At 71.3% G+C, this 15,146-nt stretch carries 13 protein-coding genes; 10 read left to right on the forward strand and 3 right to left on the reverse strand.

The genetic code is table 11. From position 1 onward, the window contains the following. The first annotated feature begins 161 nt into the window (after nt 1-161). The 7 genes from AB0L89_RS20355 to AB0L89_RS20385 all read left to right on the forward strand — a co-directional run bounded on the left by AB0L89_RS20355 (nt 162) and on the right by AB0L89_RS20385 (nt 7,955). Nucleotides 162-539: a DUF3499 domain-containing protein gene (locus tag AB0L89_RS20355; RefSeq protein WP_365142652.1), complete on the forward strand. Its 378-nt coding sequence runs from the start codon at nt 162-164 to the stop codon at nt 537-539. 225 nt (nt 540-764) lie between these two features. Then, a complete protein-coding gene (locus AB0L89_RS20360; RefSeq protein WP_365142654.1) occupies nt 765-2,381 on the forward strand; it encodes a lactate permease LctP family transporter in 1,617 nt (538 codons plus the stop codon). A gap of 167 nt (nt 2,382-2,548) precedes the next feature. Next, nucleotides 2,549-3,913, forward strand: a complete 1,365-nt coding sequence (locus tag AB0L89_RS20365; RefSeq protein WP_365142656.1) for a phosphomannomutase/phosphoglucomutase — start codon at nt 2,549-2,551, stop codon at nt 3,911-3,913. Between the two features lie 326 nt (nt 3,914-4,239). Then, on the forward strand, nt 4,240-4,416 hold the full coding sequence (locus AB0L89_RS20370; RefSeq protein ID WP_079036845.1) for a Trm112 family protein: 177 nt from the start codon (nt 4,240-4,242) through the stop codon (nt 4,414-4,416). Between the two features lie 56 nt (nt 4,417-4,472). Next, nucleotides 4,473-5,669 carry an SIS domain-containing protein gene (locus AB0L89_RS20375; protein WP_365142658.1) on the forward strand — a complete coding sequence of 399 codons (1,197 nt, stop codon included), beginning with the start codon at nt 4,473-4,475 and terminating at the stop codon, nt 5,667-5,669. Nucleotides 5,670-5,733: 64 nt separating this feature from the next. After that, nucleotides 5,734-6,885 (forward strand): mannose-6-phosphate isomerase, class I, encoded by a 1,152-nt coding sequence (gene manA / locus AB0L89_RS20380; protein ID WP_365142660.1) that lies wholly within the window; start codon nt 5,734-5,736, stop codon nt 6,883-6,885. A 110-nt stretch (nt 6,886-6,995) separates the two neighbouring features. After that, the gene (locus AB0L89_RS20385; protein WP_365142662.1) at nt 6,996-7,955 is read left to right on the forward strand and encodes a cation transporter; all 960 of its coding nucleotides are present in this window, start codon (nt 6,996-6,998) and stop codon (nt 7,953-7,955) included. 83 nt (nt 7,956-8,038) lie between these two features. On the opposite strand, the gene AB0L89_RS20390 is transcribed toward AB0L89_RS20385, so the two are convergent. Beyond that, nucleotides 8,039-10,114, reverse strand: coding sequence for a fructose-specific PTS transporter subunit EIIC (locus AB0L89_RS20390; RefSeq protein WP_365142664.1), 2,076 nt, complete (start codon nt 10,112-10,114; stop codon nt 8,039-8,041). A gap of 358 nt (nt 10,115-10,472) precedes the next feature. Between AB0L89_RS20390 and ahcY the strand changes: the two genes are divergently transcribed. Both ahcY and AB0L89_RS20400 read left to right on the forward strand, forming a co-directional pair. Continuing rightward, complete coding sequence (gene ahcY, locus AB0L89_RS20395; RefSeq protein ID WP_365142666.1) at nt 10,473-11,927, forward strand: adenosylhomocysteinase; 1,455 nt, start codon at nt 10,473-10,475, stop codon at nt 11,925-11,927. Between the two features lie 130 nt (nt 11,928-12,057). Continuing rightward, nucleotides 12,058-12,672: a hypothetical protein gene (locus AB0L89_RS20400; protein ID WP_365142668.1), complete on the forward strand. Its 615-nt coding sequence runs from the start codon at nt 12,058-12,060 to the stop codon at nt 12,670-12,672. On the opposite strand, the gene AB0L89_RS20405 is transcribed toward AB0L89_RS20400, so the two are convergent. Continuing rightward, entirely contained in the window at nt 12,669-13,625 is a 957-nt protein-coding gene (locus AB0L89_RS20405; RefSeq protein WP_365142670.1) for an RDD family protein, read from the reverse strand. The two genes, AB0L89_RS20400 and AB0L89_RS20405, sit on opposite strands and share 4 nt — an antisense overlap. Nucleotides 13,626-13,713: 88 nt before the next feature. Here AB0L89_RS20405 and AB0L89_RS20410 point away from each other — a divergent pair, with 88 nt between their 5' ends. Further along, a complete protein-coding gene (locus tag AB0L89_RS20410) occupies nt 13,714-14,721 on the forward strand; it encodes a stage II sporulation protein M (protein WP_365142672.1) in 1,008 nt (335 codons plus the stop codon). 228 nt (nt 14,722-14,949) lie between these two features. Here the strand turns inward: AB0L89_RS20410 and AB0L89_RS20415 are convergent. Then, on the reverse strand, nt 14,950-15,146 hold a 197-nt coding region (locus tag AB0L89_RS20415), incomplete at its 5' end, for a hypothetical protein (RefSeq protein WP_365142674.1).

A 15,146-nucleotide genomic window follows, 5' to 3' on the forward strand; every position in this document is an offset into this window, starting at 1 on the left:
GACCGGATTCAACACCACCCGTCCCGGCAGTCACTGACGTCTGCGCAGGTCAACGGCGCGCCCGCACTGCGCTCCGGCGTGCGCCGCACGGCACGACACGGTGGGGTGAGCTCGGGGAGAGTCGTCGCGGCCCGCTCAAGAGTGCGGTACCGTCCAACGTCGTGAGCCCTGTACGTCGCTGTTCGCGCACCGCTTGCGGCCGTCCCGCCGTCGCGACGCTGACGTACGTCTACGCCGACTCGACCGCGGTCCTCGGCCCCCTCGCCACCTACGCCGAACCCCACTGCTACGACCTGTGCGCCGAGCACTCCGAGCGCCTCACCGCCCCCCGCGGCTGGGAGGTCGTCCGGCTCGCCGACGCCTCGGGTCCGGCCCGCCCCTCCGGCGACGATCTCGAAGCCCTCGCCAACGCCGTCCGCGAGGCGGCCCGCCCGCAGGAGCGCGCGGCGGAGGCCGGCGGCGGTGGCCCCCGCACCGCGGACCCGATGGAGGTCGCGCGCCGCGGCCACCTCAGGGTGCTGCGGTCCCCCGAGCCCTGAAGGCCGCCTCTCCGTAGGGCAGCGGCTTCTCTGTGCGGTGCGACGGCCTCTCTTCGGGGAGCGGCGACCTTTCCCCGTGAAGCTCAGCCGTCTCCGTAGACCCCTGTCGTTTATCGGTGAACAACAGTTGGCGTACGCCCCATTGACGTGCCGTTGTTGCGGACACGACCATTCCCCCACTCGCGAGAGATCACTTTCCGCATCACGGAAACCGGGGAGTCGCTTGTGTTCACGCAGCAACTGGAGCCCGTGGCCGACTCGCTCGGCCTGTCCGCACTCGTCGCGACCCTGCCCCTCCTGACCGTCCTCGTCCTCCTCGGCGCCGTCCGCATGAAGGCGCACCGGGCCGGCCTCATCGGCCTCGCGGTCGCCGTCCTCGTCGCCTGGCTCGCGTACGGCATGCCGCTCGGGCAGACCGCGTCCAGCGCCGCGCAAGGCGCCCTCTTCGGCCTCTTCCCCATCCTGTGGATCGTCGTCAACGCCCTGTGGGTGTACCGCATGACGGTCCGCACCCGGCACTTCGACATCCTGCGCCGCTCCTTCGGGCGGCTCTCCGACGACCCCCGCATCCAGGCGCTCGTCGTGGCCTTCTGCTTCGGCGCGCTCCTGGAGGCGCTCGCCGGCTTCGGCGCGCCCGTCGCGATCAGCGCGGTCATGCTCGTCGCCCTCGGCTTCGACCCGGTGCGCGCCGCGGTCGTCGCGCTCGTCGCCAACACCGCGCCGGTCGCCTTCGGCGCCATGGGCACACCGGTGGTGACGCTGGCTCAGGTGACGGGCCTGCCGCTGGACACCGTCGCCACGGTCGTCGGCCGCCAGACCCCGCTGCTCGCCCTCGTCGTGCCGCTCCTCCTGGTGGTGCTCGTGGACGGGCGGCGCGGCCTGCGCGAGACCTGGGTGCCCGCCCTCGCGTGCGGATTCGCCTTCGCCGCCGCGCAGTTCGTCGCCTCCAACTACGTCTCCGCGCAGCTCGCCGACATCGGGGCGGCCCTCGCGGGCGCGGGCGCGCTGGTGGCGGTCCCGCACGCGCACAGGCCCGCCGCCGAGCCCGTCCGCGCCGCCGTCCTCACCGGTGCCCGCAGCGAGGACCTCGACCAGGACGACCCGCGGCCCGAAGTGCTGCGCGCCTACGCCCCGTACGCCCTGATCGTCGCCGTCTTCTCGCTCGCCCAGATCCCCGCGGTCAAGGACCTCCTGGCGAAGGCCACCCGCACCTTCGACTGGCCCTTCCTGAACGTCGCCGACCCCTCGGGCGACCCGGTCGCCGGAAACGTCTTCTCGCTGCCCCTGCTCGGCACCGGCGGCACGCTCGTGATGCTCGCCGGGGTGGGCACCGCCGCGGTCATCGGCGTCCACGCGCGCGTGGCGGTACGGGAATGGGCCGCCACGGTCCACGAACTGCGCTTCGCGATCCTGACGGTGACGTCCGTGCTCGCCCTCGCCTACGTCATGAACCTCTCCGGCCAGGCCGCCACGATCGGGCACTACGTGGCCGCCGCCGGCGCCGGACTCGCCTTCCTGTCGCCCGTGCTCGGCTGGTTCGGCGTCGCGGTGACGGGCTCCGACACCTCGGCCAACGCGCTGTTCGGCGCACTTCAGGTGACGGCGGCTCAGCAGTCCGGGCTCTCGCCCGAACTCCTCGCGGCCGCCAACAGTTCGGGCGGCGTCCTCGGCAAGATGATCTCCCCGCAGAACCTGACGATCGCGTGCGCCGCCGTCGGACTCGCGGGCAAGGAGGGCGATCTGCTCCGCAAGGTGCTGCCCTGGAGCCTCGGCCTGCTCCTCGTGATGTGCCTGCTCGTGGTGGGACAGAGCACGGCTGTGCTCGGCTGGATGCTCCCGTAGTCCGGCAGGCCGCCGCCGGGTGCCCCGCGCCGGTCGCCCGAAGGCGGCTTGGCACAGGTCGCAGCAGCTTGTCGGCCGTTGCGGGTAGCTTTGGGGTGACCGGCGCGGCACGACCCACGCGCTGCCCGCAACCGCTGAACTAGCAGAACCTCCAGAGAGGGTTGGCCGTGACTGCTGATCTGTCCCAGATCGTGAAGGCGTACGACGTGCGCGGGGTGGTCCCGGATCAGTGGGACGAGTCGCTGGCGGAGCTGTTCGGTGCGGCCTTCGTACAGGTCACGGCGGCCGACGCGATCGTGGTCGGGCACGACATGCGCCCCTCGTCCCCGGGGCTCTCGCGGGCCTTCGCGCGCGGCGCGGCCGCCCTCGGCGTGGACGTGACGGAGATCGGGCTGTGCTCGACGGACCAGCTGTACTACGCCTCGGGCGCGCTGGACCTGCCGGGCGCCATGTTCACGGCCTCGCACAACCCGGCCCAGTACAACGGCATCAAGATGTGCCGCGCGGGCGCCGCCCCGGTCGGCCAGGACACCGGCCTCGCGCAGATCCGCGCCCTCGTGGAGGACTGGCGGGACACCGGCGCCCCGGGGAACGCGGCCACCCCGGGCACGCTCACCCAGCGCGACACCCTCGGTGACTACGCGGCGCACCTGCGCGGCCTGGTCGACCTGACCGCCATCCGCCCCCTGAAGGTCGTCGTCGACGCGGGCAACGGCATGGGCGGGCACACGGTCCCCACCGTCTTCGAGGGCCTTCCCGTGGACCTCGTCCCCATGTACTTCGAGCTGGACGGCACCTTCCCCAACCACGAGGCCAACCCCCTGGACCCGGCCAACATCGTGGACCTGCAGAAGCGGGTGCGCGAGGAGGGCGCCGACCTCGGCATCGCCTTCGACGGCGACGCGGACCGCTGCTTCGTCGTCGACGAGCACGGCGCCCCGGTCTCCCCGTCGGCCATCACCGCGCTGGTCGCCTCCCGCGAGCTCGCCCGCCACGGCGGCAAGGGCACGGTCATCCACAACCTCATCACCTCCTGGTCGGTCCCGGAGGTCGTGAAGGAGAACGGCGGCTCGCCGGTCCGCACGCGCGTGGGCCACTCCTTCATCAAGGAGGAGATGGCCAAGACCGGTGCGATCTTCGGCGGCGAGCACTCCGCGCACTACTACTTCAAGGACTTCTGGAACGCGGACACGGGCATGCTCGCCGCCCTCCACGTCCTCGCGGCCCTCGGCGGGCAGGACGGCCCGCTCTCCGCCCTGGTCGCCCAGTACGACCGCTACGCGGGCTCCGGAGAGATCAACTCCACGGTCGACGACCAGACCGCCCGCCTCGCCGCGATCAGGACGGCGTACGAGGGCGGGGAAGGCGTCACCCTGGACGAGCTGGACGGCCTGACCGTGACCACCGCCGACTGGTGGTTCAACGTCCGCGCGTCGAACACGGAGCCCCTGCTCCGCCTGAACGTCGAGGCGCGCGACGAGGACACCATGGCGCGGGTGCGGGACGAGGCCCTGGCGATCATCCGCGGCTGACGGCTGACGGCTGACGGCTGACGGCTGACGGCTGACGGCTGACGGCCGTGCAAGCCGCGTAGCCGTGCAGCGGTGTGGCGTGCAGCCGTGTGGCGGGACCTGTACGGCACGCCCCCGGGGCCGTCGCGCGCGGCCCCCGTCCCGGCCGCTCCGCGCACCCCGCCACTTATCCACAGGCACCCCCGCGTCCCGCCCCGCACGGAGGTAGGCTGACCAGGCCGCATCCCGTGCGGTGGCGGCGCGGAAGCCGCAGCGCGGGACCCGTGCGGACCCCCGCACCGCGGCAGCGCGCGACCCCATCACATCAGCTCGAAGGGACCCACCCCATGCCGCTCGAAGCCGGCCTCCTGGAGATCCTCGCCTGCCCGGCCTGCCACGCCCCGCTCAAGGAGACGGAGACCGAGCTGGTCTGCACGGCGGACGCCAAGGAGTGCGGCCTGGCCTACCCGGTCCGCGACGGCATCCCCGTCCTCCTGGTCGACGAGGCCCGCCGCCCCGCGTAAGGGCGCACACCAGCACCACGCAGGAAGCCGCGCACGGCGATCGGAGGCCTGACCCCATGCTCGACGAGTCGCTGCTCGACGCCCCCGAGGCGCTCGCCCTCGCCGACCGGCGCGGACTGCTCAGAGGCGCGGCCGAGGCGGGCGCCCGCGTCCGCACCGCGGTCCGGCACGCCACCGAGGCCGGGCTCACCGAGCTCAAGCCCGACGGCCGCCCCCGCGCCGTCCTGATCGCGGGCCCCGGCACCGCCGCCGCCTGCGTCGCCGACCTCCTCGACGGCCTCGCCGGCGCGGGCTGCCCCGTGATCCGGCTCGCCCCGACCGGCGTCGCCCCCGCCGGGGGAGCGCTGCGCTGGGCACTGCCCGGCTGGGTGGGCCCCGTCGACCTGCTGCTCATCGCCACCCCGGACGGCACCGAACCGGGCCTCTCGCTCCTGGCCGACCAGGCCTACCGTCGCGGTTGCACGGTCGTCGCCGTCACCCCCGCCCGCACCCCGCTCGCCGAGAGCGTGGAGGGCAGCCACGGCCTGGCCGTCCCCATGGCCACCTCTCCGTACGGCGCGTTCGAGGGCCCGCACGACGAAGCCACCCGCTCCGCGTCCTACGAGGCGCGCCGCGTGGAGGACGAGGCCGCGCCCGGCGCCCCCGGCACCCTGTGGGCCCTCCTCGTCCCGCTGCTCGTGCTCCTCGACCGCACCGGCCTGATCGCCGCCCCCGCCGACGCCCTGGAGAAGGTCGCCGACCGCCTCGACGGCGTCGCGGAGCGCTGCGGCCCGGCCATCGCGACGTACAGCAACCCGGCCAAGACCCTGGCCGCCGAGCTCGCCGACGCGCTCCCGCTGATCTGGACCGAGGGCCGCGCCGCCGCGGCCACGGGCCGCCGCTTCGCCGCCACCCTCGCCGAGCTCGCCGGGCACGCCGCGCTCGCCGCCGAGCTGCCCGAGGCACTGCCCGCGCACGGCGCCCTCCTCGCGGGCACCCAGGCGGGCGGCGACGACACCGACGACTTCTTCCGCGACCGCGTCGACGACCCGGCCCCCCTTCGCGCGCGCGTCGTCCTGCTGCGCGACAGGCCCGCCGACGCCGGGGGCCTCACCGCCGCCCCCGCCGCCCGCGAGCTCGCGCACGGCCACGACATCGCGCTCAGCGAGCTGGAGCCGGAGAGCGACGACGACCTGGAAGCACTGGCGGAGCTGATCGCCGTCACGGATTTCGCCGCCGTTTACCTGGCGCTCGCCTCGGGGGACCGATCATGACCGCGACCGCAGAGGTCGCCGTCACCGCCCAATCGCGTACGCAGCAGTAAGGGAGACCCCCTCCGTGGACCGCCTCACCAACACCATCCGCCCCTACGCCTGGGGTTCCACCACGGCCATCGCCGAGCTCCTGGGCGTCGCACCGAGCGGTGAGCCGCAGGCCGAGATGTGGATGGGCGCCCACCCGGGCGCGCCCTCGCGCACCGAGCGCGGCGCGCTCAACGAGGTCATCGACGCGGACCCGGAGCACGAGCTCGGCAAGGAGGCGGTCGCCAAGTTCGGCCCCCGCCTGCCCTTCCTCCTCAAGATCCTCGCCGCCGGCGCCCCGCTCTCCCTCCAGGTGCACCCCAACCTCGCACAGGCCAAGGAGGGTTACGCGGACGAGGAGCGCCGCGGCGTCCCCATCGACGTCCCGCACCGCAACTACAAGGACGCCAACCACAAGCCCGAACTGATCTGCGCCCTCACGCCGTTCGACGGCCTGTGCGGCTTCCGCGCCCCCGCCGAGACCGCGGACCTCCTGGAAGCCCTCGGCGTCGACTCCCTCAAGCCGTACGTCGACCTGCTGCGCGCCCACCCCGAGGACGCCGCCCTGCGCGAGGTCCTGACCGCCGTCCTCAGCGCCGACCCCGAGCAGATGGCCGACACGGTCACCGAGGTCACGGCCGCCGCCCGCCGCCTCGGCGGCGCCTACACCCCGTACGCCGACATCGCCCACCACTACCCGGGCGACCCCGGCGTCATCGCGGCCATGCTCCTCAACCACGTCCGACTCCAGCCCGGCGAGGCCCTGTTCCTCGGCGCCGGCGTCCCGCACGCCTACCTCGACGGCCTCGGCGTCGAGATCATGGCCAACTCCGACAACGTCCTGCGCTGCGGCCTGACCCCCAAGCACGTCGACGTACCCGAACTCCTGCGCATCGTCCGCTTCGAGGCGACCGACCCCGGCGTGCTGCGCCCCGAGGCCGCGTCCGACGGCGAAGAGGTCTACGAGACCCCGATCGACGAGTTCCGCCTCTCCCGCTTCGTGCTGCCCGAGGGCGCGGCCGCGCACGACCTCACCGCCGGGACCCCGCAGATCCTGCTCTGCACGGCCGGCTCGGTCCACGCCGGCGAACTGACCCTGGCACCCGGCCAGTCCGCATTCGTCCCCGCGGGCGAGAAGGCCGAAGTGTCCGGAGTCGGCACGGTTTTCCGTGCCACTGTGGTGGCCTGACGCACCAACGCGCTCTCGTGCTGCAACAATGACCCACCGCAAAGGCCGGGCAAAGCACCGCTCCGGCACCGTGGTCGGTACGTACGAAGGCGAAGGGACACCCCGCACTCATGAGCGCGTCAGGCGGAACAAAGGCGATTGTCGCGGCACTTGCCGCGAACCTCGCGATCGCGGTGGCGAAGTTCGTCGCGTTCATCTTCAGCGGCTCGTCCTCGATGCTGGCCGAGAGCGTCCACTCGCTCGCCGACTCCGGCAACCAGGGCCTGCTGCTGCTCGGCGGCAAGAAGGCCCAGCGCGAGGCGACCCCGCAGCACCCGTTCGGCTACGGCCGCGAGCGCTACATCTACGCCTTCCTCGTCTCGATCGTCCTCTTCTCGGTCGGCGGCATGTTCGCGATCTACGAGGGCTACGAGAAGATCAAGCACCCGCACGAGCTGGAGCACTGGTACTGGCCCGTCGGGGTCCTGGTGTTCGCGATCATCGCGGAGAGCTTCTCCTTCCGGACCGCCATCAAGGAGTCCAACCAGCTGCGCGGCGGCCTCTCCTGGAAGGAGTTCGTCCGCCGCGCCAAGGCGCCCGAGCTGCCCGTCGTCCTCCTGGAGGACTTCGGCGCGCTCGTCGGCCTGGTCCTCGCCCTCGGCGGCGTCGGCCTCGCGCTGGCCACCGGTGACGGCGTCTGGGACGGCATCGGCACGCTCTGCATCGGCATCCTGCTCATCGTGATCGCGATCGTCCTCGCGGCGGAGACCAAGTCCCTGCTGCTCGGCGAGGCCGCGGGCGTCGAGGAGGTCGCCAAGATCGAGAAGGCCCTGGTCGACGGCGACACGGTCACCAAGGTCATCCACATGCGCACGCTCCACCTCGGCCCCGAGGAGCTCCTCGTCGCCGCCAAGGTCGCCGTCCAGCACGACGACACGGCCGCCGAGGTCGCCGCCGCGATCAACGCCGCCGAGGAGCGCGTCCGCGCGGAGGTCCCGATCGCCCGCGTCATCTACCTGGAGCCGGACATCTACAGCGAGTTCGCCGCCGCGGCCGGCACGAACCCGGCGAAGGCGCCGGGCGGGCACTGAGTCGCTCGCGTACGTACGTCGATGGGGCCCCGCACCGGTCTGGTGCGGGGCCCCATCACGTGTCCATGGCCCGGCGGAGGGAGTTACCTGACCTCGCGCAGCACGTCGAGGACCGCCGCGTCGTCCGGCGCCGCCTCCAGCCGCTCACGGAAGCCGGTGTCCATCAGCTTCCGCGACAGCAGCGCGAGGATCCGCAGATGCTCGTCCCCGGCAGCCGCCTCCGGCACCGAGATCATGAAGATCAGCTTGGCCTTCGTACCGTCGAGCGCACCCCACTCGATGCCCTCCGCCGACCGCGCGAAGCCCACGAGGGGCGAGTCCACGGCATCCGTCTTGGCGTGCGGGATCGCGATCTCCTCGCCGAGCCCGGTGGTGCCCTGCGCCTCGCGCCGCAGCGCGGTCGCCACGAGCTCCTCCACGTCGTTGACCTTGCCCGTGGTGGCGAGCAGCTCGGCCATCTCGCGGATCGCCGCCTCCTTCTCGTCCGCCGCCAGCCGGACCTTCACGGTCTGCTCGGTGAGGTAGCCGGAGAGGACCTCGGCGGCGGGCTCGGGGGAGGGGGCCGCCGGAGCCGGGGCCGGAGCCTTGTGGAGACCGTCCGCCGCGACCGCCGCGCCACCCGCGACCGCCCCGACCCCGGCGAGCACCGGCTCGGGCCCGCCCGGCACGTCCACCAGCGGCGCCCCGCGCCGCTTGCGCTCGCTGAGGTCGACCAGCGCCACGGTGGTGAGCGCGGTGACCACCGAACCGATGGCGATGGCCACGAAGAACATCGGTACGCCACCGACGGCACCGAGCACCGCCACGATCGGGCCACCGTGCGGCACCGCGTCCTTCACGCTCGCCATACCGGCGATCGCACCGGCGACGGCACCGCCGAGCATGTTGGCGGGGATGACCTGCGCGGGACGTGCGGCGGCGAAGGGGATGGCGCCTTCCGAAATTCCGAAGAAGCCCATGAACAAGGACGCGAGCCCGGTCTCCCGCTCCTGCTCCGTGTAGAGCCGCTTGCGGATCAGCGTCGCGAGGCCCTGGCCGAGCGGCATGACCGGAATCGCGGCGGCGCACATGCCCATGACGGTCTGGTTGCCGGTCGCGATGAGCCCCGCACCGAACAGGAACGCCGTCTTGTTGACCGGGCCGCCCATGTCGAACGCGATCATGAGCCCCAGGATCGCGCCGAGCAGGATCGCGCTGGTCCCCGTCATGCCGCTGAGCCAGCTGGTCAGGTGCTCGAAGATCCACGAGATCGGTTTCCCGATGACGTAGATGAAGAACAGGCCGAGCGCCGTGGTCGCCACGATCGGGATCACGATGATCGGCATGATCGGCTGGACGAACTTCGGGACCTTGACCTTCTTGATCCACAGCACCAGATAACCGGCGAGGAAGCCGGTGACGATGGCCCCGATGAAGCCCGCGCCCGCCTTGGAGTCGTACAGGTCACCGGTGTTGGCGATCCACCCGCCGATCATGCCCGGCACCAGCGCGGGCCGGTCCCCGATGGCGTAGGCGATGTATCCCGACAGGATCGGCACCATCAGCGTGAACCCGATGACACCGATCTGGTTCACGTGCATCCAGAACGAGCCGTCCGGGATGACGAGCCCGCCCTTGGGGTCGGTGTGCCCGCCGAGCGACAGCGAGATCGCGATCAGCAGCCCACCGACCACGACGAACGGAATCATGTACGAGACGCCGTTCATCAGCGCCTTGTACGCGACGCTGCGCTCCTTGCCGCCCCCGCCCCCGGAGCCGCCGGTGGACGTCTCGGCGCTCCCGCCGCCCGCGCCCCCGCCGTGCACAGGGGCGCTCTGCACCCGCTCGATCAACCGCTCCGGGTGGCTGATGCCCTCGGAGACACCGACCGACAGCACCCGCTTGCCGGCGAACCGGCTGCGGTCGACGTCCTTGTCGGCTGCGATGATGATGCCGTCGGCTTCCCTGACATCGTTGTCAGAGAGAACGTTCTCGGCCCCGATGGAGCCCTGCGTCTCCACCTTCATGTCGATGCCGAGGCTCTCCGCGGCCTGCGAGAGCTTCTCGGCCGCCATGTACGTGTGGGCGATGCCGGTCGGACAGGCGGTCACCGCGAGCAGCTTCAGCCGTTTCTGCCCGCTGCTGCCCCCGCCTATGGGGGCGTCGGCCGGACTGGACACGTGGATCTCCTTACGCCTTTGCCGAACAAGGTCGCGCAAATGTTCCCGATCTCCTGGCATCCTGCAACACATAAGCGCAGGATCAAAAGCGCAAAGGTCCCATATCGTCCGGGTCTGACGGCCTATTCGCCCACCAGGACGTGCCCGGAGGCGGGCTGGGGCTTGCTGGGCCAATCGGTGTAGCTTTGTGACTGAGCCAGACGTCGCTGCTGATGGCGGTCGGGCGGTCCACGCACGGATCGTCCGAGGGAGAGAGGGCCTCCGACGGACTGCGCTGCGTGCACCGGTGCACCCTTGTGCCCGATGCCGCAGGTCAGCCATGTCCACCCTCGACCCATCCACGAGGAGCAGCTCACTCATGACTCTCATCAACGGCAAGGACTTCAAGGTCGCCGACCTCTCCCTCGCCGAGTTCGGCCGCAAGGAGATCACCCTCGCCGAGCACGAGATGCCCGGCCTGATGTCGATCCGCAAGGAGTTCGCCGCCTCCCAGCCGCTGGCCGGCGCCCGCATCATGGGCTCCCTGCACATGACCGTGCAGACCGCCGTCCTCATCGAGACCCTGGTCGCCCTGGGCGCCGAGGTCCGCTGGGTGTCCTGCAACATCTTCTCCACCCAGGACCACGCCGCCGCGGCCATCGCCGTCGGTCCGAACGGCACCCCGGACGACCCCCAGGGCATCCCGGTCTTCGCCTGGAAGGGCGAGACCCTGGAGGAGTACTGGTGGTGCACGGAGCAGGCGCTGACCTGGCCGAACACCCCCACCGGCGGCCCGAACATGATCCTGGACGACGGCGGCGACGCCACGCTCCTGGTCCACAAGGGCGTCGAGTACGAGAAGGCCGGCAAGGTCCCCTCGGTCGACACCGCCGAGAACGACGAGCACCGCGTCATCCTCCAGCTCCTCAACCGCACCATCACCGAGGGCTCGCAGAAGTGGACCCAGCTCGCCTCGGAGATCCGCGGCGTGACCGAGGAGACCACGACCGGCGTCCACCGTCTCTACGAGATGCAGCGTGACGGCCAGCTCCTCTTCCCGGCGATCAACGTCAACGACGCCGTGACGAAGTCGAAGTTCGACAACAAGTACGGCTGCCGCCACTCGCTGATCGACGGCATCAACCGCGCCACGGACGTCCTCATCGGCGGCAAGACGGCGGTCGTCCTCGGCTACGGCGACGTGGGCAAGGGCTGCGCGGAGTCCCTGCGCGGCCAGGGCGCCCGCGTGATCGTCACCGAGATCGACCCGATCTGCGCGCTGCAGGCGGCGATGGACGGCTACCAGGTCACCACGCTCGACGAGGTCGTCGACAAGGCCGACATCTTCGTCACCACGACCGGCAACAAGGACATCATCATGGCCTCGGACATGGCCAAGATGAAGCACCAGGCGATCGTGGGCAACATCGGCCACTTCGACAACGAGATCGACATGGCCGGCCTCGCGAAGATCGACGGCATCGTCAAGGACGAGGTCAAGCCGCAGGTCCACACCTGGACGTTCCCCGACGGCAAGGTCCTCATCGTGCTGTCCGAGGGCCGCCTCCTGAACCTGGGCAACGCGACCGGTCACCCGTCCTTCGTGATGTCCAACTCGTTCGCGGACCAGACGCTGGCCCAGATCGAGCTGTTCACCAAGCAGGAGGAGTACCCGACCGACGTCTACGTCCTCCCCAAGCACCTGGACGAGAAGGTCGCCCGCCTGCACCTGGACTCGCTCGGCGTGAAGCTCACGACGCTCCGCCCCGAGCAGGCCGCGTACATCGGCGTCGAGGTCGAGGGCCCGTTCAAGCCCGACCACTACCGCTACTGACGGTCGACCGGCCACCGGTCAGCACCACTTCAGCAGGCCCTCGCCCCCGTGGCGGGGGCCTGCCCCTTTGCGGCCCACGACACGTGGCCGACGAGACTCACGCCAGGAACAGGACCGAGGACCGAGACCCATGCCCCGCGGCCGCTATTCGCTCCATGATCCGCACGATCACACCCCCCTCGGCGAAGAACACTTCCACTGCGCGCCCGGCCCCTCCGGCTGGCGCTACGTCTCCCAACGGACCACCCCCTCCGGCACCCCCACCGGCTCCGTCGACCTCGCGCTCGACGACCGCGGCCGGCCCATCCGCCTCGAACTCCACGCGGGTGACTGGCAGGTCCGCGCCGGCGCCCTCAACGGCGTCACCTGGGTCCGCACCGACGCCACCGGCGCGCACGCCACCGAAGACAACGCCCCCGCCCATGCCTTCACCGGCACGTCCCCCGCCTTCCTCGTCGCGACGGCCCGGCTCCTGCGCCTGACCCCCGCTTCCCCCGCGACCCGCATCCGCCTGGTCGCCTTCACCGACCCGGTCCTGGCCCCCCGCACCCTCGACCAGTCCTGGGCCCTGCTGAAAAGCGAAGCACACGCCACTGACAGCGGCCCGCTGACCGTGGACGAATACCAGGTCACAGACCTGGACACCGGCGAACAGCACGCCGTCCACCTCACCGGCGACGTCGTCCTCGCGGCCCCCGGCATCGAGCTCGAACACCTCGAAACCCCGCCGTCCGTCTTCACCTAGGCAGGCGGCACGAACCCCGTGGCCGGAGGTGCGGGCTCCTCGCCCCGCTCCACGGGCGCCGCGTAACGCCCGTTGCCCGAGCCGGAGTCGCCCGCCACGGGAGCACCGGGCGAAGGCGCGACCGGAGCCGGACCGGTACCGAGGCCCGCTGAACCGGTCCCGGCACCGGGACCGGCAGCACCGCCAGGACTCCCGGCCGCGACCGCACCGCCGAAGGCCCGCCGCGCGTCCCGCGCCTGCCGCTCATGCACCACGGCCGCCAAGTACGCGGCCGGTGGAACACCCTGCGGCGCAGGCGTACCGGTCCGCTCCACCAGATCACCGGCGAGCCGCTCGGCCATCGCCCAGCCCACCTGCGGATCCAGCTGCCCCATCCGCGTCAGGTACTGGCGGATCGCCAGCCACAGCCCCTCGGGCACCCCGGACAGATCGAGCCCGGCGAACCGCCCCGCCAACCAGGGCGGCGGCGGAGGCACGAACGCCGACTGCGCCACCGGCACCCGCTCCCGTACGACCAGCGTCCCCGCGAACACGTCCCCGACCCGCCGCCCACGCGCCGACACGAGGGACGCGATGCACGCGACGACCCCGAACGTCATCAGGATCTCGACGACCCCCACGGCCCCCCGCACCAGCGCGTGCCGGAACCGGATCGGCCCGCCGTCGTCCCGCACCACCCGCAGCCCGCACGCCAGCTTCCCCAACGACCGCCCACGACTGAGCGTCTCCACCGCGATGGGCCCACCGACGAGTACGAGTACGAAACCGGCGACCGCCACCGCGGCCGCCGCGGCGTCGTCCAGCGACGAGGTCGACGCGATGATCCCGATGGTCACCGCGAGATAGACCGCCCACGCCACGACCAGATCGATCAGCACGGCCAGCGCCCGGCTCGGCAGCTTCGCGGGACGCAGCTCCAGCGCCACCGCCTCGCCCGTCACAAGCTCACTCACGCCCGCCGCCCTTCCCTGCCCTGCCGTAGGACTGGCCAGTCTGCCAAGCTGAACAATCACGCGCCGCAGTACGAGGAGCAGCCAGCCGATGGACCTCGACGTCTTCGTGTCCGCCCACCGAGCCGAGTGGGACCGCCTGGACACCCTGCTGCGCCGACGCCGCCGCCTCACCGGCACCGAGGCCGACGAACTCGTCACCCTCTACCAACGCACCGCCACCCACCTCTCCCTGATCCAGTCCAGCGCCCCCGACCCACAGCTCGTCGGACGCCTGACACAGCTGGTGGCACGCGCGCGTAGTGCCGTGACCGGCACACGCCGCGCCTCCTGGCGCGACGTGACCCGCTTCCTCACCCACGGGTTCCCCGCCGCGGTCTACCGATCCCGCCACTGGTGGATTCCCACGGCCCTGCTCTCCACGGCCCTCGCCGCCGTCATCGGCTGGTGGATCGCCACGCACCCCGAGGTCCAGTCCACGATCGCGGCGCCCGACGAACTGAGGGCCATGACCCGGCCGGGCGGCGAGTACGAGACGTACTACTCGAGCCATCCCGCGGCGTCCTTCGCCGCCCAGGTCTGGACGAACAACGCCCAAGCCGCCGCGATGTGCCTGGTCCTGGGCGCCTTCCTCTGTTTCCCGGTGATCTGGATCCTCTTCCAGAACATGCTCAACATCGGTGCCGGCATCGGCCTGATGTCCTCGGCGGGTCGCCTCGACGTCTTCCTGGGCCTGATCCTGCCGCACGGCCTCCTGGAGCTGACCGCCGTCTTCGTAGCCGCAGGTACGGGCCTGCGCCTCGGCTGGACCCTCATCGACCCGGGCCCGCGCACGCGTCGCGCGGCGCTGGCGGAGGAGGGCCGAGCCGCCCTGGGCATGGCCATCGGCCTGGCCCTGGTGCTCTTCGTATCGGGCGCCATCGAAGGCTTCGTCACCCCGTCCGGCCTGCCGACCTGGGCCCGCATCACCATCGGTGTCGCCGCTGAACTGGCATTTCTTGTGTACGTCTACGTCCTGGGCGGCAGAGCGGCCCGCGCGGGTGAGACGGGCGACCTGGACCAGGCCGAACGCAGCGCCTCGGTCCCGGTCGCAGCGTGATGTGCGTACGACCTGCCTGAGCTGCTAGTGTCCTCCTCGCCCCAAGAAAACCGTTGACACGGAAGGACTGGGGAGGTAGATTCGAACAGTTGCCTAGAGCTGGACAAGTCCAGTGGCAAGGGTTAACATCTCCCTGCTTCTCGAATTTCATTAATTGAGAAGCCACCCCCCGATCATTCGGAAAAATCGAGCCGGTCAAGCCGGTCGAAAACTTCTGATAAAGTCGGATCAGCCGAAAGGCAAAGGCCCTCCAACGGCCACCGGAAATGAAATCCGAACCGGGAACGGAACGGAAAACGGATCTGGTAAGGTTGGAAACACGAAATACCAAAGGGAAGCGCCCGGAGGAAAGCCCGAGAGGGTGAGTACAAAGGAAGCGTCCGTTCCTTGAGAACTCAACAGCGTGCCAAAAGTCAACGCCAGAT

Origin of the sequence: Streptomyces sp. NPDC052114, from assembly GCF_040680155.1 — a bacterium.
GTDB lineage: Bacteria > Actinomycetota > Actinomycetes > Streptomycetales > Streptomycetaceae > Streptomyces.